This is a genomic window from Epibacterium sp. MM17-32 (assembly GCF_022348205.1).
Lineage (GTDB): Bacteria > Pseudomonadota > Alphaproteobacteria > Rhodobacterales > Rhodobacteraceae > Epibacterium.
The window spans coordinates 1-16,320 of the sequence record NZ_JAKRFC010000018.1 but is presented as its reverse complement, the minus strand read 5'-3'; the positions used below and the strand labels follow the sequence as shown (position 1 = coordinate 16,320).

Sequence of the window (16,320 nt, the reverse complement as noted above, 5' to 3'; positions counted from 1 at the left end):
CCTCGAGTCCATTCTCAAAAAGACACCAATTGAGCCGGGCCGGAGGAAAACGGGGCAGGGGGTACAGGTCCTGCCGTGTCAGAGCAGCGGCGGATCAACCCTGTACCGGGGCGATGCGCGACTGTCCTAGCTTCCTACGCCAGTATCAACTGGGTCAGGTTCTAAGGGTCGCGTCACCGGGATTTCTCCCTGTCTGCCTCTCAGTCCCCTCGGCGGGACTCCCCTGCGTGGCCCTAGGCGTAGGGGAGGACATGGCAGCCCGTCAAGAGATTTCTGATCCACGCCCACCTGCAGAGGGTTATGCCGTGCATTCGCCCTATGCGCGTATTTTTGATGGGCATGCCTGAATGAACTCAAATATATTCAACGCTGTACTGCTCTTATTCATGGTTTATATATTATCTATAAAAGATTCGCGCCTCCTTGGCGTGTAGTGTCATCCGTTATCCAGCGAGGCTTCCCATGCTCGACACCCCCCTTATCCGCACCGACTGGACCCGGCAGGAGGCAGAGGAGATCTATGCTCAGCCCTTCATGGATCTGCTGTTTCAGGCCCAGAGCCTGCACCGCCAGATGTTCGACCCCAACGCGGTGCAGAAATCGCGCCTGCTGTCGATCAAGACTGGCGGCTGCGCCGAGGATTGCGCCTATTGCGCGCAATCGGCACGCAATGGCGCGCAGCTTCCGGCGTCCAAACTGATCGAGGTGCAGCGGGTGATTGCCGAGGCCAAGAAGGCGCGCGACGCCGGCGCCACCCGCTACTGCATGGGCGCGGCCTGGCGCGGCCCCAAGGCGCGCGACATGGCCCAGCTGGAAGCGATGATCACGGGCGTCAAGGCGCTGGGGATGGAGACCTGCATGACGCTTGGCATGCTGGAGCAGGATCAGGTGCTGCGCCTGCGGGATGCGGGGCTGGATTACTACAATCACAACATCGACACCTCGGAGCGCTACTACCCGGAGGTCATCACCACCCGCAGCTTTGCGGATCGGCTGGACACCCTGGCGCGGGTGCGCGAGGCCGGGATCAACGTCTGCTCTGGCGGTATTCTTGGCATGGGTGAAGAGCGCGGCGACCGGATCGACATGCTGCTGAGCCTCGCGACACTGCCGGAACATCCGCAATCGGTGCCGATCAACATGCTGATTCCGATGGCAGATACGCCACTGGCCGACACGCCTCCGCTTGATCCGCTCGAATTTGTGCGCACCATTGCGCTGGCCCGCATCCTGATGCCGCGCGCGCATGTGCGGCTCTCGGCCGGGCGCACCGAGATGAGCGATGAGCTGCAGGCGATGTGCATCTTTGCCGGGGCGAACTCGATCTTCATGGGCGACACGCTCCTGACCGCCGACAACCCGGAGGAGGACGCGGACGAGGCGCTCTTTGCCCGGCTCGGCCTCAGCGCCATGGCGGCGGGCACACACGGGACGCGCTGATCTGCGACAATCACGGCCTGCGTCGCCACTGGCGGGCGCCGTCCTTTCGCGCTAATCTGCCGCTTGCGCAGACGACATGCAAAGGACGACCCCATGCAGCTTGCCTATGTGATGACCGCCGAACGCGGCGCCACCGACCGCCTGTTGACCGCATTGGCAGAGCGGTTGGCCGAACGGGGCATTCGCACCGCAGGCATCGTGCAGACCAACACCGATTGCTATGACAGCAAGCTCTGCGACATGGATGTGCGCGTCCTGCCCGAGGGGGAAACCATCCGGATCTCCCAGTCTCTGGGCGAGGGGGCCCGTGGCTGCCGCCTCAACCCCGAGGCGCTCGAACGCGCTGTTGGGCTGGTCACCGCCCAGCTTGCCACCACGCCCGCGCCGCAGGTGATGCTGGTCAACAAATTCGGCAAGCACGAGGCCGATGGCCGAGGCATGCGCCCGGTCATCGCCGAAGCGCTGGCCATGGGGCTGCCGGTGGTGTCCGGCGTCAACCGGATGAACGTCGAGGCCTTCGAGGGGTTCGCCGAAGGTCTGGCCGTCGAAACCCCCCCCGATCTCGACGCGCTGGTCGCCTGGGTCGAAGCGGCGCTTGCCCAGACGGTCTGACAGGAGGGTCAGAGCGCGCCCGCGATCAGTTCCAGGGGACGCCGAGCAGGGGTTCCTACCGCGGCACCAGCCTTCATCTTCTTGGAAATATCCCGGGGTCCGGGGCAGCGCCCCGGCGCCATCGCTCACCCGCAAAATCTGCAATAATCCACCTGGCGCAGCCGCACCGGCTTCCCCGGTCGCGCGCGGGGGTGGACCACAGTATTTGGAAAAACGACCCACAGGACGGCGAATACCATCCTGTCTCAAGTCGTTGATTTTTCAGTTGAAAGAGAGAAGATGGTGGGCGACCTAGGAATCGAACCTAGCGTGCGTCTCCGCGAGGGAGTTACAGTCCCCTGCCACACCTTGCGGCCTGTCGCCCACGGTCAGAAGCATGTTGCACCTGACGTGGAGGCGTGATTACTAGCGCACCAAACGGGCGTCAACCGGAAAATCGCAACTTTTTTCCGCCGCCTCGCATTTTGTTTTCCGGAGCATGTCATGAACAAGAAACCCAGCAAGAAACCCGCCTGGGTGGTGGAAAAGGAAAAGGCCAAAAAGGCGGCCTCGGCGGAAACCGTCTGGCTGTTTGGCCTGCATGCGGTGCGTGATGCGCTGCTCAATCCCCGGCGCGAAAAGCTGCGCCTTGTGGTGACATTGAATGCCCAGAACAAGCTCGAAGACGCCATCGCCGCCTCCGGCATGACGCCCGATGTGGTCGACCCGCGCAAATTCTCGGTGCCGATCGATCCCGGCTCGGTGCACCAGGGGGCGGCGCTGGAAGTCAAGCCGCTGAACTGGGGCGGGCTTGAGGACAATTGCATCGGCGCCGAAATCCCGCGGGTGATCCTGCTGGATCGGGTGACCGACCCCCACAACGTCGGCGCCATCCTGCGCTCGGCCGAAGTGCTGGGCGCTTCGGCGGTGATCGGCACCCGTCACCACTCGGCCCCGGAAACCGGGGCCCTGGCCAAAACCGCCTCCGGCGCGCTGGAACGCCAGCCGTACCTGCGCATGCGCAACCTCTCGGACAGTATCGTGGCGCTGCAACAGATGGGGTATCTGGTGCTGGGGCTGGACGGCGAGGCCGAGGAAACCATCGAGGAGGCGGTCGCGGGTCGCACCTCCGACCCGATCGCCCTGGTGCTGGGCGCCGAGGGGCCGGGCTTGCGGCAAAAGACCAAGGAAACCGTCGATAAGCTGGTCAAGATCGACGCGGCGCGCGGTTTTGGCTCGCTCAATGTTTCAAATGCGGCGGCGCTCTCCCTATATGCTTCGTTGAAGGGCTGAACAGGAGGAGGTCCCCATCGCACATAAGAGCATCCCCGGCGGCAAACTCATTCGCTGTTGTTACTGTGGCGTCCAGTCCACATTTGTGCCCGATGCGGCCGTGCACGCGCTGGTGTGTGGCACCTGTGGCGCGCCGCTGTCGGCGCAAAAGATGCGGCCGCTGGCCGGGCAGAAAACGGCGCAGACCCGTGGCAAACGGCCCAAGGCGCCAAAACCGGCCAAGCCCACCCCCAGCCGCGCGGCAAAGACCGGCGATTGGGGCGATCTGGCAGCGGGGCTGGTGGCCAAGCAGCTGAAAAAGAAAAAGAAGAAGAAAAAGAAATCCGGCTGGAAGAAGGTCTTTGACGCGATCGAGGACATCTTCGACTGACACCGCGTGACAGCCTCCTCAAGGGGGCGCGACGGGGCCGACAGGACAGGCGGGCCCGGCAGACTGCGCGCAGGCCCGCCGTGGGCGCGCGCATTTTGAATCCTGTGTGCAACACTTGTCACAAGCTGTTCAAATTCCCGTATCCGGTCTTTTCCGACGCCGCGCCAGTCGGCATTCTCTGTGCCATCTGAAATCGTGCCGGAGGGAGACTGTGCTGCATCATCGTCTGATACCCGCCCTGCGTGGGCTGGGCGCTGTCATCATGACCGCGGGGATGTGTGCCATGGTCCCCGCAACCCAAGCCGCGGCCGGGACGCTCTATATCGCGGTTGAGGACGGAATTGCCATCGGGGGCTACGACCCGGTGTCCTTCCATCTGGCCGACGCGCCGTTGAAGGGGCATTCGGATCACGCGCTGATGTGGAAAGGGGCGGTCTGGCTCTTCCACTCCGCCGAGAACCAGTCGCGCTTCGAGGCAAACCCGAGAGCCTATGCACCCCGTTTCGGCGGCCATTGCGCCTATGGCATGGCCCGTGGTCGGGTGTTCGACGGCAATCCCCTGACGTGGGAGATCGTCGACGGGCGGCTCTATCTGTTTCATACGCCGCGGGTGGAGGCCTTGTGGCTGGCAGAGCCGGACGGGATGATCCGGGCAGCGCGGGCGGCCTGGCCCGGAGTGCTGCAAGCGGATTGATCACGCGCTTGGTGCTGCGCGGGGCAGAGTCAAGCTGCAATACACGCGCCCTCTTCACAACAAAGAGAGCCGCTCTTTCAATCCGCCGCGACAGCCCCAGATTCAATAACAGGCTGTGGCTTTGGAACCGCCACAGATCTTTTTCACTGTCCCTCGTTCCACACCTCGCGCCCGGAGCTTCTTCGGGCGCTTTTTTCTTGGCGCCTCCGCCCGCAGGTCTGCGAGCTGCCTGCGTGGCGGGGCTTGCGCTGACGGCACCACCTGCGCAGAGTGTCCGCATGTATTCGGATGCGCATCTCAGAACCATATTGACCCGCACAAAGGTGATCGCCGTTGTCGGGGTCTCGCCCAATCCGGTGCGGCCGAGCTATTACGTCGCCCGCTACCTGTCGTTGAAGGGCTATCGGGTGATCCCGGTGAACCCGGGCCATGCCGGAACGCAGTTGTTTGGCGCAACGGTGCACGCATCGTTGTCCGAGATTGCGGAGCCGGTGGATATGGTCGATATCTTCCGCCGCCCCGAAGCGGTGCCCGGCATCGTGGAAGAGGCGCTTGCAGCCTTTCCGACGCTGCGGACGATCTGGATGCAGATCGGGGTGGAGCACGCCGAGGCCGCGGCACAGGCGCAGGCCCGTGGCGTCGATGTGATCCAGAACCGCTGCCCGAAGATCGAATACCAGCGCCTGTTCGGGGAGCTGCGCCAGGGCGGCTTTGCAACCGGTATCATTTCGTCAAAACTCTGAAGGGCGGGCGAGGGGCGGCTCCCGCCCGTCGTTGCGCATGGGACATGCGCGCCTCCCGTTGGGCCCGGCGCCTTGCCTGGCGGCAAGGCGCGGTCCTCTGCCGGGGTCAGCGGAGGGGACGCACGCCATCGTCGAACGTCACGTGGCGTTTCTGAAATCGGGTGCCCTCGATGCAGTCTGGGGTGCTGATCCGGTCCATGCGGAAATGGCGCACCGCCGCGCGGTCTGGATCCCAGGCCACCAGATACCACAGAGGCGGCAGCACCAGGATCGCCTGCGGCTCGACCCGGCGGGTCGAGGTGGCCCCCTTTGCATCGCGGTATCGGAACGCGAGGAGCACCCGATCCAGGAATGCCGTCTCGAAGGCGGGCAGCAGCGCCGGGTCCATCGGGCCGAGGTCGGAAATGTCCACCTGCGGGGCGAGCGTGCCGACATAGAGACAGTCCAGGAAACGCCGCAGGTCGCGGATCTTGTCCGCCGGCAGTGATCTTTCGATCTTGGCCAAACCGCTGTCGGCGAGCCCGGAAAACGGCAGCTGGCCGGCGGCCTTCATGCTTGCAACGCTGATCACCAGCGCAAAGACCTCGGTCACCGACAGGCGCGCGGTGGCCCGCATCGAGCCGGGATCAAGGCAGAGACCGCCGCCGCGCCCGGGATCGGCATGGATCACATACCCCTCATCCCGCAGCGCGGCGATGTCCCGCAGGATGGTGCGGCGCGAGGCGCTGACATCATGGGCCAGGGCGCGCACCGTCGTGCTGCCCCTGCGGCGCAGAATGCGCAGGATGCTGTCCTGTCGGTGACGCGGAGTCATATCCGTCTGCGGCCCCCTCAAATGGTGTCAGAATTTGGCACCATTGCAGATTAGGCCGCGTTTGACGTGTTCAACAAGGAGATAACGCGATGCCTGAGACGACCCTTTTTCCCGCCCCCAGTTTTGTTGCTGTGAATGGCGTCGAACTGGAGGTGTTCGAGTGCGGCCAGGAAAACGCCGGCCGCCCGATCCTGCTGTGCCACGGCTGGCCGGAGCATGCCTATTCCTGGCGCGAGCAGATGCCGGCGCTGGCGGCGGCCGGGTACCATGTGATCGCCCCGAACCAGCGCGGCTATGGGCGGTCGTCCCGTCCGGCCGAGGTCGAGGCCTATGACATTGCCGCCCTGACGGGGGATCTGGTGGGGCTGCTGGATCACTTCGGCTATCAGCAGGCCATATGTGTGGGGCATGACTGGGGCGCGAATGTGGTCTGGGGTCTGGCACAACTGCATCCGGACCGGGTGTCCGGCATCGTCAGCCTGGCCTTGCCCTACCAGCCCCGCACACCGAAACCCTGGATCGAATTCATCGAGGAGGTGTTTGGCAGCGACCACTATCTTGTGCATTTCAACCGCCAGCCCGGGGTGGCGGATGCGGTGCTCGACCAGAACGCGGCGCAGTTCCTGCGCAACCTGTTTCGCAAGAACCTGCCGCCGGCGCAGCCCTCACCGGGCATGATGATGATCGATCTGGCCCTGGCGCAACAGCCGCAGGGCGACCCGGTGATGCGTGACGAGGATCTGGCGGTCTTTGTGTCCGCCTTTGCGGAGACCGGGTTCACCGGCAGCATCAACTGGTATCGCAACCTCGACCGCAACTGGCATCTTCTGGCCGATGTCGCGCCCCGGATCGACCAGCGCGCCCTGATGATCTATGGCGCGCAGGACACGATCCCCCAATCCGATAGTCTGACGGAGTTCGTGCCCAACGTGGAGATTGTCACCCTGGAGTGTGGCCACTGGATTCAGCAGGAACGCCCGCAGGAGACGACAGAGGCGATCCTGACCTGGTTGGCGCAGGCCCCCACTGCCTGATCCGACCGCCTGAACCGGCCGCCTGATCCGGACAGCGATCAACGCGCGCTGCCCATCGATCTGATCGGTGGGCAGGCGTCCTGTGCCGTGTCGCGCCGTGCCGACAGGTGTTATCCCTTGGGGCGGGCGGCTTTTTCGGCGATGCCGCTCAGGCCCTGACGCTCGGCCAGAACCTTGAGCACATCATCCAAGGCCACATCGCGCGCGGCCAGCATCACCAGGAAATGATAGAGCACATCCGCGCCCTCGGACGCGAGTCCCGCCTTGTCGTCTTTCACCGCCTCGATGATGGCCTCTATGGCTTCTTCGCCGAATTTCTCCGCACATTTCTCCGGCCCTTTGGACAGGAGTTTCGCGGTCCAGCTGGTGTCTGGATCGGTGCCCTTGCGCGACAGAATGGTCTGTTCGAGGTCATGCAGCAGGGTCATTGGAGCCTCATCGGGATGCCATTGGCGATCATGTGTTCTTTGGCCTCTTGCACCGTGTATTCGCCAAAGTGGAAGATCGAGGCAGCCAGGACCGCGCTGGCGCCCCCTTTGGTCACACCGTCCACGAGGTGATCCAGAGTGCCGACACCGCCAGAGGCAATGACCGGCACATCCACCGCATCGGAAATCGCGCGGGTCATCTCGAGGTTGAAACCCGATTTGGTGCCGTCGCGATCCATTGAGGTCAGCAGGATCTCGCCCGCGCCTTTGGCGGTTACAAGACGGGCGAACTCCACCGCGTCGATGCCGGTCTCGCGCCGCCCGCCATGGGTGAAAATCTCCCATTTGCCGGGGGCGACGGATTTGGCGTCGATGGCGCAGACGATGCACTGGCTGCCAAACTGGTCGGCGGCCTCGCGGATCACATCCGGGTTGGCCACAGCGGCGGAATTGAACGAGACCTTATCGGCCCCCGCCAACAGAAGCGCGCGCACATCGTCCTTGGTGCGTACGCCGCCGCCCACGGTGAGCGGCACAAAGCATTGCTCGGCAGTGCGGCGCACCATGTCAAACATCGTGCCGCGGTTTTCATGGGTCGCGTGGATGTCGAGGAAACAGATCTCATCGGCACCGGCGGCGTCATAGGCGCGTGCGGCCTCCACCGGATCGCCTGCGTCACGCAGGCCGACAAAATTCACGCCCTTGACCACACGGCCATCGGCGACATCGAGACAGGGAATGAGACGGGTCTTAAGCATATTTGCCTTATGGACCGGAACCGACGGCGGGAAAAGAGGGCATTGCGCGCTGGCTTGCGAATTGCACGGGGCAGGTGCGGGCCAGAGGGTGGCCGGTCTTTGCCGATTTCCGCGCTTGTCGCGTTTGTGACTGGCGAAGCCCGGTGGCGCGCGCCAGATTTTGCGCCAAATCGTCCATTTGTGATTGAGGAGATCTTATGAAAACCTTTGTAACCGCTGCCGCGATTGCCCTGATGAGCGCCGTGCCCGCCCTTGCGGATCTGGTCAAAGTCGAAAGCCGCCATTCCGTGCCCGCAACACTGGATGCGCTCGAAATGGCGCTGGACAAGGCAGGCGCGACCGTCTTTGCCCGCGTCGATCATGCCAAAGGGGCCGAAGGGATTGGCGAGGAGCTTGCCGCCTCGCAGCTGCTGATCTTTGGCAACCCCAAGATCGGCACACCGGCGATGCAGGCCGATGCGCGCGCGGGCCTGTTCTTGCCGCTCAAGGCGCTGGCCTATGAGGACAGCGAGGGCAAGGTCTGGCTCACCTATGAGGATCCGGTGATGATGTTCGAGGGGCTGGATATCAAAGCCAACGCTGAATTCATCGCGGGCATGACCGCGGCGCTGCAAAACCTCTCGGAGGCCGCAACGCAGTAGCAGGTTTACGGAATACCCTGTCTCGGCGTGAGGGCTGCGTTAGTGCGGCGTTTGCGCTGAGGCAGCAGGCGTGTCTGCACGCGCGATCCGGCGCATGGAATCGCGCACGATCAGGATGTGAAACGGCATCACCACCATCAGGTAGATCCGCCCCAGCCAATTGTTGCGGTGCACCCAAGTCGCCATGTGAATGCGACCTGCCTCCTGACGCACGCAGATGCGGAAATTCAGGTGGGTGTCATCGGTTCCCAGGATCACCTCCTGCGCGTCATGATGGGTGACCGGAAAAATCGCGCCTTCACCGGTATCGCTCACTTCGGTCTTGAGGCCCAAAGGGCGCACGATGCGGTTGCGCAACGCCAGCAGCGCACTGGCCCATTTGGGCATGCTGAGGCCGATATCCGCCGCCACTCGTGGGCCAAGGTGGCTCTCTACCGCATAGCCATCGATGAAGTCACCCGGCTGAACCAGCCTCCACAGGGTAGAGGTTTTTGGCAGCGGGCTGGTCTCGATCTTCGGCATGGCGAGGCTCCTTTTCAGGGAGCGTGACAGGCTCAGGCGTGTGGCGCCAGTGGGCAAGGTGCCGCAGATCAAGCGCTGCGTTCTCCAGCGAGGGGAAAGCTCCCGCCCCCAATGCAATCCCCGCCTTTGGCGAGGATCTTTCGGCGTTGGGCCGGGCGCGGAGGCGCGTGTCCGCAGGACACGCGCCTCCGCGGTCGCTTCGGGCAAAGCCCGAAGCGAAACACCTCGTAAACAGGTCGACCGGACAGCCGCAGGCGCTGTCGTGTGAGGAGGGGGCGATCAGCCTTTGAGGACCGCCAGCGCCTCAGAGAGATCAATCGCGCCATCATAGAGCGCGCGGCCCGAAATTGCGCCATTGAGAGCTGCGCCGCAGGATTTCAGCGCGCGCAGATCGTCGAGCGAGGATACGCCGCCAGAGGCGATCACCGGGATCGACACGGCATTGGCCAGCGCGGCGGTGGCGTCAATGTTTGGACCTTTCATCGCACCGTCGCGCATGATGTCGGTGTAGATGATCGCTGCGACGCCCGCGTCCTCAAAGGACTTCGCCAGATCGGTGACGTCGACATCGGTTTCCTCGGCCCAGCCCTTGGTCGCAACCTTGCCACCACGCGCGTCGATCCCGACCGCGACCTTGCCCGGAAACGCCCGTGCCGCCTCGCGCACCAGATCGGGGTCCTCCACCGCCACGGTGCCAAGGATCACCCGCGCCAGCCCCTTGTCGAGCCAGCGCTCGATGGTCGCCATGTCGCGGATGCCACCGCCAAGCTGCGCAGGCACCTGACACTGCTTCAGGATCTCCTCAACCGGCGCGGCGTTCACCGGCTCTCCGGCGAAGGCGCCGTTCAGATCCACCAGATGCAGCCACTCACAGCCCGCCGCCACGAACTCCAGCGCCTGCGCGGCCGGGTTGTCGTTGAACACGGTGGTCTTGTCCATGTCACCATGCAGAAGCCGCACGGCCTGGCCGTCCTTGAGGTCAATGGCAGGGTAGAGGATCATCGGCGGGGCCCTTCTGGTCATGGGGAGAGTGTTTTGGCTGCCCTTTTGCCCAAGGTGGCGGCGAATTGCAACGCGGGTGGCATCACCGCGCGTTGCAGGCGCAGGGGGAGGGCGACCCGAGGTCAATCTTGCCTGAATGCGCACGCCTCGGTCAGACTTCCAACCCATAGGGAGGACGAATGACCATGAAACACCTGATTGCACCCCTTGCCGTGACGCTTGGGCTGACGACCGCCGCCTTTGCCGCCGACCCGATCGAGGGCACGTGGAAGACCCAGCCAGATGATGGCTCTTATGCGCATGTGGCGATGAAACCTTGCGGCAGTGCCGTTTGCGGCACCATTGCGCGCACCTTCAATGACAGCGGCGAATATAAATCTCCGAACCTCGGAAAGACGCTGGTGATCGACATGGTCCCGCAGGGCGGCGGCGCCTATGAGGGCAAGGTCTGGCGGCCCTCCAACAACAAGATCTACATCGGCAAGATGGATCTGAGCGGCGACAGCCTGCGCCTGCGTGGTTGCGTGGCGGGCGGGCTGATCTGTTCGAAACAGACCTGGACGCGGGTGAAGTAACGCGCATTCAAGCCTGAATGCGGTGGGGTCAGAACAGCCCCATCTGCACCGGGATCGGCACAAAGCCCCGTTTGACCTGCCGGTCCCGCGTGCTCTCGAACAGCGATTGCGCCTCATCAAGCGTGGGGCAGTAGTTGCGCCGCTCCTGCCCGCCGGGCTGGCCGATGGGGCCGGTGGATTGCACCACGCACCAGTCGCCGAACAGCGTTGGCGTCAGGCTCAGCACCAGATAGCGATGCTGCCCGTCCCGGTGGCTGAATTTTTCGAAACGCAAGTACAAGTGGAAGTGGGCCTGACCGTGAAAGTGGTCAGGCCCATATGCCTTGTTGCCAAGGCCATGTCCATTGCTCACATGGGTTTAGGGGACCGGTGATGCAGGACAAAAGCGGTTGGGCTCAGACGCTGCCGGTGTATTCGCCGCGCGCCGGGTAGCTGTTGGCGATGGCAAAATCCAGCGCCGCCACCAGTTCGGAAAAATGCGGGCGCACAAAGGGCATGGTCTGTACGGAGCCATAATAGAGCGTCTGTTCCGGCGTCACCATGAACAGGCCCGGCTCGGAAAACAGTGCGGGCTCTTCAATGCCGATCGAGGTGGTGCCGCGCGACGTCGAGATATAAAGCCCCCAGTCCTTGGCGACATTCAGTGGCAGATCATAGGCAAAGCGCAGATTTTTGGCTTCGATCTTTTCGGCCATCAACCGGGTGCGGTCCTCGTCGTCAGAGCTGATGGCGATGCAGTTGACGCCGCGTTCGGCAAAATCTGCGGCGCGCTTTTCGAACTCTTTCAGATAGGTGGCGCAGATCGGGCAGTGCAGGCCGCGATAGAAACAGATGACAGTGCCGCGTTCGGACACTTCGGAGGCAAGGTCGAACTGGCCGCCGCCCAGCAAAGGCAGCGACAGGTCAGGGGTTTTCTGGCGAGGGATCAGCATGGGCAACTCCGGTATGCTTGCGGCCGACATGGGGTCGGTAGGCTGTGTGACATCTCTATTGCACGCATTTGTGCTTGGTAATTCCGAAAAAGCTGACCTAGAACCCGGATGTGCGCCGGATATGCGTATGTGGAGGATGTGATGGACCGTCTCACCAGTCTTATTTCTCGGTTTCGGATGCGGGTGGATGTCGCGGCGTATCCGCATGCAAATCTGTGTGTTCTGACAGGGCGCACAGGCGTGCAGACCCTGCTGTTTACCCCCGGCAGCACAGTGCAGGGCACGGAGGCTGCCGCAGGCGCGGTCTGCCTTGCGCTGCGGGTGGACTGGGACGGGGCGCATAACCCTTTGGTGGCGGCATTGCCGCAGCGGGTCGAGGTGGCGTTGTCCCAAACCCCGCAGTTGGCCGCGATTCTGGACCTGATGCGGCAGGAGCTTGAGGCCCATCGCTGCGGGGCGGAATCGGTTCTGTCGAGTCTCGGGCAGGCGTTGATGGTGCGGCTGCTGCGCCATCTGATCGAGGCAGGCACCGCAGAGCCGGGCCTGCTGGCAGGGCTTGCGGATCAGCGGCTGGCCCGGGCGATTGTATCGATGCATGATGAGCCGGGACGGGTCTGGACCACCGCTGATCTGGCGCAGGAGGCGGGGTTGTCGCTGTCGCGGTTCTCGGAGCTGTTCTCAGCGCAGATGAACGAGACGCCGATGGGATACCTGCGACGCTGGCGGTTGACGCTGGCGCGGCAGGATCTGCTCCGGGGCGACCGGGTCGAGGCCGTCGCCCGCCGCTATGCCTACGAGTCACCCGAAGGGTTTACCCGTGCCTTTCGCAAAGCCTACGGCGTGGCGCCGGTGTCCCTGAGGCAAAGCGCGGCCTGAGGCTGGGCTGCGTTTGGCCCAGCTGCGCGTGCCCTATGGGCATGGCTGGTGTTGCGTGTTCTGACATCTGTTGAGTGTGATGGCCAAACGCCGCGCGCCGCCCTTCGGGCGGCAGGCGTCCAGATCAGAGCGGGGTGTCAGGGGGTCCAGGTGAGGAAGTTGCCGATCATCCTGAGCCCGACATGCTGGCTCTTTTCCGGGTGGAACTGCATGCCGAGCATGGTGTCGCGCCCGATCACCGCTGTGACATCCCCGGCGTAATCCACATGCGCCAGCCGTTCGGCCGGATTGGCGACACGGAAGTGATAGCTGTGCACGAAATAGCAGTGATCGCCCGTCGAGATGCCATCAAACACCGGGTGCGGGTTGTCGATCACCAGATCGTTCCAGCCCATATGGGGCACCTTGAGGCGCGTATCCGCAGGCGTGATCTTCACCACGTCACCGCCCACCCAGCCAAGGCCCGGCGTCTCGGAATATTCGTGACCCGTCGTGGCCATCAACTGCATGCCGACACAGATCCCGAGGAAGGGGCGGCCCTTGACCTCCACGGCCTCGACCATCGCGTCATAAATGCCTTTGTGGCCGCGCAATTCTGCCGCGCAAGCGGGAAAGGCACCGTCGCCCGGCAGCACCAGCCGGTCGGCACGGGCGACCACATCGGCGTCGGATGTCACCACAACCTCGCCAGCGCCAACCTCGGCCGCCATGCGCTGAAACGCTTTTTCGGCGGAGTGCAGGTTGCCGGATTCATAGTCGATGATGGCGGTCAGCATGGGATCGTCCTCGGGATGGTGTGAACCCCGAGGTGGCGTTGAGCCATCACAGGGTCTAGGGGCACGGGATCAAAGGGCAGGGCAGCAGTGCGGCGTAAGCGCGCCTCAGAGCGCGCCTTTGGTGGAGGGCACGGCGTCGGCCTTGCGCGGGTCGACCTCGACCGCGGTGCGCAGCGCGCGGGCTACGGCCTTGAATGCGGCCTCGGCGATGTGGTGGCTGTTCACCCCATGGATCTGGTCGATGTGCAGGGTGATGCCGCCATGGGTCGCAAGCGCCTGAAAGAACTCGCGCACCAGTTCGGTGTCGAAATTGCCGATCTTCTGGGTCGGCAGATCCACATTCCACACGAGGAAAGGTCGGGCCGAAAGATCCAGCGCAGCACGCACCTGTGCGTCATCCATCGGCAAGTGGCACTCGCCGTAGCGGTTGATTCCTTTCTTGTCACCAAGCGCCTGCACCAGCGCCTGACCCAGCGCGATACCGGTGTCCTCGACCGTGTGGTGGTCGTCGATGTGGTAGTCGCCCTTGGCGCGGATGGTCATGTCGATCAGCGAATGGCGCGACAGCTGGTCCAGCATGTGGTCAAAAAAGCCAACACCGGTCTGATTGTCATATGTGCCGCTGCCGTCGAGGTTGACGGAGACGGAGATCTCCGTCTCGGCGGTGGAGCGGGAAACCTGGGCTGTGCGCATGGTGAAATCCTCAATCTGTCGCCTAGGCTTATAGGGTGCGGGGTGGCGCAGGCTCAAGGGGGATCGCAGGATTGCTGTGCCTCTGCAGTGCCTTTGTGGCGCATCAGGGGCGCTCAGGGGTGGGATTGCCCTTTTTCGCGCTGCATGCGAGGTTGCCGGGCAACCAGACCTGACAGAAGCTGAGGCGAGAAATGTCCACCTGCGTCTTTATCCAGATCCGCTGCAAACCCGGAACCACCTATAAGGTGGCCGAGGACATTGCGCTGCATGAGATCCACTCGGAGCTTTATTCCACCAGTGGGGAGTATGATCTGCTGATGAAGCTCTACATCCCCTCGGGCGAGGATGTGGGCAAATATATCAACGACCACCTGTTGCAGATCCCCAATATCGAGCGGTCGCTGACGACGATGACGTTCAAGGTCTTCTGAGGATTACCAGAAGGAGCGCCTTGCGGCGCGCAGGTTGCGCTTTTCCTTTTGGGAAAAGCCTGTTGCGAGGCGCTGCCTCGCGCTCCGAGATATTTTTGAAAAGATGAAAAGGCGCCCGTTTTGGTCGGGGCGCCTTTTGTTTTAGGTCAGCTGTTCAGGAGGCCTTCGGATTTTAAGGCCTCATAGGCGGTGTCGACACCAGCCTTGGTGCGTTTGAGCATCTCGTCCACCTCAGCCTTGGTGATGATCAGCGGCGGGCAGAAGGCCAGCGCGTTTCCGGCCACGGCGCGCAGGATCAGGCCCGCGTCCTGGCAGGCCTTGACTGCCGCAGCACCGCCTTTGCCGCCTTGGATGGTGGCGCCGGTGGTCTTGTTGGAGACCAGTTCGAGCGCCGCGATCAGCCCCTTGCCGCGCACCTCGCCAACCAGCGGGTGATCGGTGAAGATCTCGCGCAGCTGCGCTTGCATGTAAGCGCCCACTTCGGCGGCATGCTCAAAGATCTTGTCGCGCTCGTAGATTTCCAGCGTTTTTAGCGCGGCGGCACAGGCGGCGGGGTGGCCGGAGTAGGTATAGCCGTGGCCAAAGACGCCGACCTCATTGGTTTGATCTACCATCGCCCTATACATCCAACCGGGAATGACGGAGGCGGAGATCGGGAAATAGGCCGAGGACAGCTGTTTGGCGAAGGTCATCAGATCGGGTTTGATCCCCATGGTGGTGCAGCCGAAATCTGCGCCTGTGCGGCCAAAGCCGCAGATGACCTCATCCGCCCAGATCAGGATGTCATATTTGCGCAGGAGAGCTTGCAGCCCCTCGTAGTAGCCTTCGGGGGGCACGATCACGCCGGAGGCGCCGGTGATCGGCTCGACGATCATCGCGGCGATGGTCTCCGGGTCCTCGGCGAGGATCTGGTCTTCGAGGTTTTGCAGGATGCGTTCGACAAACTGCGCCTCGGTCTCATTGCCCTGACGGCCGGTGTAGTAATGCGGCGCATCGGTGCGCAGGATCGACAGTGCCTCCAAGGGCGCGTCGAAATGGGCGAGGTTGGCGGGCAGGGAGGTCAGCGAGCCCGCCGCCACCGTCACGCCATGGTAGCCCCGCTCGCGGGTGATGATCTTGCGCTTTTGCGGCTTGCCGATCGCGTTGAAGTAATAGCGCAGCATCTTGTAGTGGCTGTCATTGGCGTCGGAACCGGAGTTGCCAAAGAAGAAATAGGCATCCTCCACCGGCACCATCGCCTTGAGCTTCTCGGCCAGTTGCATCACCGGCGCGTGGGTCTTGCCGCCGAAAGTGTGCTGGAAGGGCAGGCGATTCAGCTGGTCGGTGATCGCCTCCACCACCTCGGTGTTGGAATAGCCCAGCGAGGTACACCACAGGCCCGCGAGCCCTTCGATGTATTCCTTGCCACTGTCGTCATAGACGTAGATCCCCTCACCATGGGTGATGCAGAGCTGCTCCGTCGCGGTGAAATTCGTCGTCGGGTAGATCACGGAGGACATCTGGCCATTCCTTTGCTGTCTCAGGTTGTCACAAGGATTGGCGCGGCGCTGCGCGGCAGTCAAAGACTTTTGATCAAAAAGTGCAAGTGCCTGGCCTGAAACGCGAAAAGCCGCCCCGGAGGAGCGGCCTTTTCGGTTTCGAATGGAGCGGGCGAGGCGATTCGAACGCCCGACCCTAACCTTGGCAAGGTTATGCTCTACCCCTGAG

21 protein-coding genes, 1 tRNA gene and 1 riboswitch are annotated in these 16,320 nt (G+C 63.2%); of the genes, 11 read left to right on the top strand and 11 right to left on the bottom strand.

Annotated elements, in window-relative coordinates; genetic code table 11:
* Positions 1–114: 114 nt before the first annotated feature.
* A riboswitch (TPP riboswitch) is annotated at positions 115–235 on the bottom strand.
* 227 nt (positions 236–462) lie between these two features.
* Positions 463–1,440, top strand: coding sequence for a biotin synthase BioB (gene bioB, locus MHM88_RS20500; protein ID WP_239368643.1), 978 nt, complete (start codon positions 463–465; stop codon positions 1,438–1,440).
* Between the two features lie 93 nt (positions 1,441–1,533).
* Positions 1,534–2,052: a DUF2478 domain-containing protein gene (locus tag MHM88_RS20495; RefSeq protein ID WP_239368641.1), complete on the top strand. Its 519-nt coding sequence runs from the start codon at positions 1,534–1,536 to the stop codon at positions 2,050–2,052.
* Between the two features lie 280 nt (positions 2,053–2,332).
* Here MHM88_RS20495 and MHM88_RS20490 read toward each other — a convergent pair.
* Positions 2,333–2,416 (bottom strand) — tRNA-Tyr (locus MHM88_RS20490).
* Between the two features lie 119 nt (positions 2,417–2,535).
* Here MHM88_RS20490 and rlmB point away from each other — a divergent pair.
* From rlmB to MHM88_RS20470, 4 genes are all read left to right on the top strand, one after another.
* Complete coding sequence (gene rlmB, locus MHM88_RS20485) at positions 2,536–3,324, top strand: 23S rRNA (guanosine(2251)-2'-O)-methyltransferase RlmB (RefSeq protein ID WP_239368639.1); 789 nt, start codon at positions 2,536–2,538, stop codon at positions 3,322–3,324.
* A gap of 85 nt (positions 3,325–3,409) precedes the next feature.
* A complete protein-coding gene (locus MHM88_RS20480) occupies positions 3,410–3,694 on the top strand; it encodes a hypothetical protein (RefSeq protein ID WP_239368637.1) in 285 nt (94 codons plus the stop codon).
* Between the two features lie 283 nt (positions 3,695–3,977).
* The gene (locus MHM88_RS20475; protein ID WP_239368635.1) at positions 3,978–4,388 is read left to right on the top strand and encodes a YHS domain-containing (seleno)protein; all 411 of its coding nucleotides are present in this window, start codon (positions 3,978–3,980) and stop codon (positions 4,386–4,388) included.
* 278 nt (positions 4,389–4,666) lie between these two features.
* A complete protein-coding gene (locus MHM88_RS20470; RefSeq protein ID WP_239323959.1) occupies positions 4,667–5,131 on the top strand; it encodes a CoA-binding protein in 465 nt (154 codons plus the stop codon).
* Positions 5,132–5,237: 106 nt separating this feature from the next.
* Here MHM88_RS20470 and MHM88_RS20465 read toward each other — a convergent pair whose 3' ends face one another.
* Complete coding sequence (locus MHM88_RS20465; protein ID WP_239368633.1) at positions 5,238–5,945, bottom strand: YafY family protein; 708 nt, start codon at positions 5,943–5,945, stop codon at positions 5,238–5,240.
* A gap of 89 nt (positions 5,946–6,034) precedes the next feature.
* Between MHM88_RS20465 and MHM88_RS20460 the strand changes: the two genes are divergently transcribed.
* Entirely contained in the window at positions 6,035–6,979 is a 945-nt protein-coding gene (locus MHM88_RS20460; protein ID WP_239368631.1) for an alpha/beta fold hydrolase, read from the top strand.
* A 110-nt stretch (positions 6,980–7,089) separates the two neighbouring features.
* Here the strand turns inward: MHM88_RS20460 and MHM88_RS20455 are convergent, their stop codons facing one another.
* Together MHM88_RS20455 and hisF are read right to left on the bottom strand one after the other, a co-directional pair.
* A complete protein-coding gene (locus tag MHM88_RS20455) occupies positions 7,090–7,407 on the bottom strand; it encodes a phosphoribosyl-ATP diphosphatase (RefSeq protein ID WP_065326127.1) in 318 nt (105 codons plus the stop codon).
* Positions 7,404–8,165, bottom strand: a complete 762-nt coding sequence (hisF, locus tag MHM88_RS20450) for an imidazole glycerol phosphate synthase subunit HisF (RefSeq protein ID WP_219231182.1) — start codon at positions 8,163–8,165, stop codon at positions 7,404–7,406. Before hisF ends, MHM88_RS20455 begins: the two co-directional genes overlap by 4 nt.
* A 197-nt stretch (positions 8,166–8,362) precedes the next feature.
* Between hisF and MHM88_RS20445 the strand changes: the two genes are divergently transcribed.
* Complete coding sequence (locus MHM88_RS20445) at positions 8,363–8,806, top strand: DUF302 domain-containing protein (protein WP_009176477.1); 444 nt, start codon at positions 8,363–8,365, stop codon at positions 8,804–8,806.
* A gap of 39 nt (positions 8,807–8,845) precedes the next feature.
* On the opposite strand, the gene MHM88_RS20440 is transcribed toward MHM88_RS20445, so the two are convergent.
* Positions 8,846–9,328, bottom strand: a complete 483-nt coding sequence (locus MHM88_RS20440) for a DUF2867 domain-containing protein (RefSeq protein ID WP_239368629.1) — start codon at positions 9,326–9,328, stop codon at positions 8,846–8,848.
* 279 nt (positions 9,329–9,607) lie between these two features.
* Positions 9,608–10,330, bottom strand: coding sequence for a 1-(5-phosphoribosyl)-5-[(5-phosphoribosylamino)methylideneamino]imidazole-4-carboxamide isomerase (gene hisA, locus MHM88_RS20435; protein ID WP_239368627.1), 723 nt, complete (start codon positions 10,328–10,330; stop codon positions 9,608–9,610).
* 185 nt (positions 10,331–10,515) lie between these two features.
* On the opposite strand from hisA, the gene MHM88_RS20430 reads away from it, so the two are divergent.
* Positions 10,516–10,905: a DUF2147 domain-containing protein gene (locus tag MHM88_RS20430; RefSeq protein WP_239368739.1), complete on the top strand. Its 390-nt coding sequence runs from the start codon at positions 10,516–10,518 to the stop codon at positions 10,903–10,905.
* A 28-nt stretch (positions 10,906–10,933) separates the two neighbouring features.
* Here MHM88_RS20430 and MHM88_RS20425 read toward each other — a convergent pair whose 3' ends face one another.
* Both MHM88_RS20425 and MHM88_RS20420 read right to left on the bottom strand, forming a co-directional pair.
* Positions 10,934–11,185: a WGR domain-containing protein gene (locus MHM88_RS20425; protein ID WP_239323982.1), complete on the bottom strand. Its 252-nt coding sequence runs from the start codon at positions 11,183–11,185 to the stop codon at positions 10,934–10,936.
* A 115-nt stretch (positions 11,186–11,300) separates the two neighbouring features.
* Positions 11,301–11,837: a peroxiredoxin-like family protein gene (locus MHM88_RS20420; RefSeq protein ID WP_239368625.1), complete on the bottom strand. Its 537-nt coding sequence runs from the start codon at positions 11,835–11,837 to the stop codon at positions 11,301–11,303.
* A 141-nt stretch (positions 11,838–11,978) separates the two neighbouring features.
* Here MHM88_RS20420 and MHM88_RS20415 point away from each other — a divergent pair, with 141 nt between their 5' ends.
* Positions 11,979–12,713 (top strand): AraC family transcriptional regulator, encoded by a 735-nt coding sequence (locus MHM88_RS20415; RefSeq protein ID WP_239368623.1) that lies wholly within the window; start codon positions 11,979–11,981, stop codon positions 12,711–12,713.
* Between the two features lie 137 nt (positions 12,714–12,850).
* On the opposite strand, the gene hisH is transcribed toward MHM88_RS20415, so the two are convergent.
* Both hisH and hisB read right to left on the bottom strand, forming a co-directional pair.
* Positions 12,851–13,489 carry an imidazole glycerol phosphate synthase subunit HisH gene (gene hisH, locus MHM88_RS20410; protein ID WP_239323989.1) on the bottom strand — a complete coding sequence of 213 codons (639 nt, stop codon included), beginning with the start codon at positions 13,487–13,489 and terminating at the stop codon, positions 12,851–12,853.
* Between the two features lie 105 nt (positions 13,490–13,594).
* A complete protein-coding gene (gene hisB / locus MHM88_RS20405) occupies positions 13,595–14,182 on the bottom strand; it encodes an imidazoleglycerol-phosphate dehydratase HisB (RefSeq protein ID WP_126136568.1) in 588 nt (195 codons plus the stop codon).
* Positions 14,183–14,373: 191 nt separating this feature from the next.
* Here hisB and MHM88_RS20400 point away from each other — a divergent pair, with 191 nt between their 5' ends.
* Positions 14,374–14,613 carry an Lrp/AsnC family transcriptional regulator gene (locus MHM88_RS20400; RefSeq protein WP_005652398.1) on the top strand — a complete coding sequence of 80 codons (240 nt, stop codon included), beginning with the start codon at positions 14,374–14,376 and terminating at the stop codon, positions 14,611–14,613.
* Between the two features lie 146 nt (positions 14,614–14,759).
* Here the strand turns inward: MHM88_RS20400 and MHM88_RS20395 are convergent, their stop codons facing one another.
* Positions 14,760–16,112, bottom strand: coding sequence for an aminotransferase (locus tag MHM88_RS20395; protein WP_239368621.1), 1,353 nt, complete (start codon positions 16,110–16,112; stop codon positions 14,760–14,762).
* Positions 16,113–16,320 lie beyond the last annotated feature (208 nt).

Excerpts from the sequence above, each read along its gene's own strand:
- MHM88_RS20415 (WP_239368623.1), top strand. The coding sequence starts at position 11,979 with ATGGACCGTCTCACCAGTCTTATTTCTCGGTTTCGGATGCGGGTGGAT.
- MHM88_RS20440 (WP_239368629.1), bottom strand. The coding sequence starts at position 9,328 with ATGCCGAAGATCGAGACCAGCCCGCTGCCAAAAACCTCTACCCTGTGG.
- hisH (WP_239323989.1), bottom strand. The coding sequence starts at position 13,489 with ATGCTGACCGCCATCATCGACTATGAATCCGGCAACCTGCACTCCGCC.
- MHM88_RS20475 (WP_239368635.1), top strand. The coding sequence starts at position 3,978 with ATGGTCCCCGCAACCCAAGCCGCGGCCGGGACGCTCTATATCGCGGTT.
- MHM88_RS20455 (WP_065326127.1), bottom strand. The coding sequence starts at position 7,407 with ATGACCCTGCTGCATGACCTCGAACAGACCATTCTGTCGCGCAAGGGC.
- MHM88_RS20420 (WP_239368625.1), bottom strand. The coding sequence starts at position 11,837 with ATGCTGATCCCTCGCCAGAAAACCCCTGACCTGTCGCTGCCTTTGCTG.
- MHM88_RS20400 (WP_005652398.1), top strand. The coding sequence starts at position 14,374 with ATGTCCACCTGCGTCTTTATCCAGATCCGCTGCAAACCCGGAACCACC.
- MHM88_RS20395 (WP_239368621.1), bottom strand. The coding sequence starts at position 16,112 with ATGTCCTCCGTGATCTACCCGACGACGAATTTCACCGCGACGGAGCAG.
- MHM88_RS20430 (WP_239368739.1), top strand. The coding sequence starts at position 10,516 with ATGAAACACCTGATTGCACCCCTTGCCGTGACGCTTGGGCTGACGACC.
- MHM88_RS20445 (WP_009176477.1), top strand. The coding sequence starts at position 8,363 with ATGAAAACCTTTGTAACCGCTGCCGCGATTGCCCTGATGAGCGCCGTG.
- bioB (WP_239368643.1), top strand. The coding sequence starts at position 463 with ATGCTCGACACCCCCCTTATCCGCACCGACTGGACCCGGCAGGAGGCA.
- hisF (WP_219231182.1), bottom strand. The coding sequence starts at position 8,165 with ATGCTTAAGACCCGTCTCATTCCCTGTCTCGATGTCGCCGATGGCCGT.
- MHM88_RS20465 (WP_239368633.1), bottom strand. The coding sequence starts at position 5,945 with ATGACTCCGCGTCACCGACAGGACAGCATCCTGCGCATTCTGCGCCGC.
- hisB (WP_126136568.1), bottom strand. The coding sequence starts at position 14,182 with ATGCGCACAGCCCAGGTTTCCCGCTCCACCGCCGAGACGGAGATCTCC.
- hisA (WP_239368627.1), bottom strand. The coding sequence starts at position 10,330 with ATGATCCTCTACCCTGCCATTGACCTCAAGGACGGCCAGGCCGTGCGG.
- MHM88_RS20470 (WP_239323959.1), top strand. The coding sequence starts at position 4,667 with ATGTATTCGGATGCGCATCTCAGAACCATATTGACCCGCACAAAGGTG.
- MHM88_RS20495 (WP_239368641.1), top strand. The coding sequence starts at position 1,534 with ATGCAGCTTGCCTATGTGATGACCGCCGAACGCGGCGCCACCGACCGC.
- MHM88_RS20460 (WP_239368631.1), top strand. The coding sequence starts at position 6,035 with ATGCCTGAGACGACCCTTTTTCCCGCCCCCAGTTTTGTTGCTGTGAAT.
- rlmB (WP_239368639.1), top strand. The coding sequence starts at position 2,536 with ATGAACAAGAAACCCAGCAAGAAACCCGCCTGGGTGGTGGAAAAGGAA.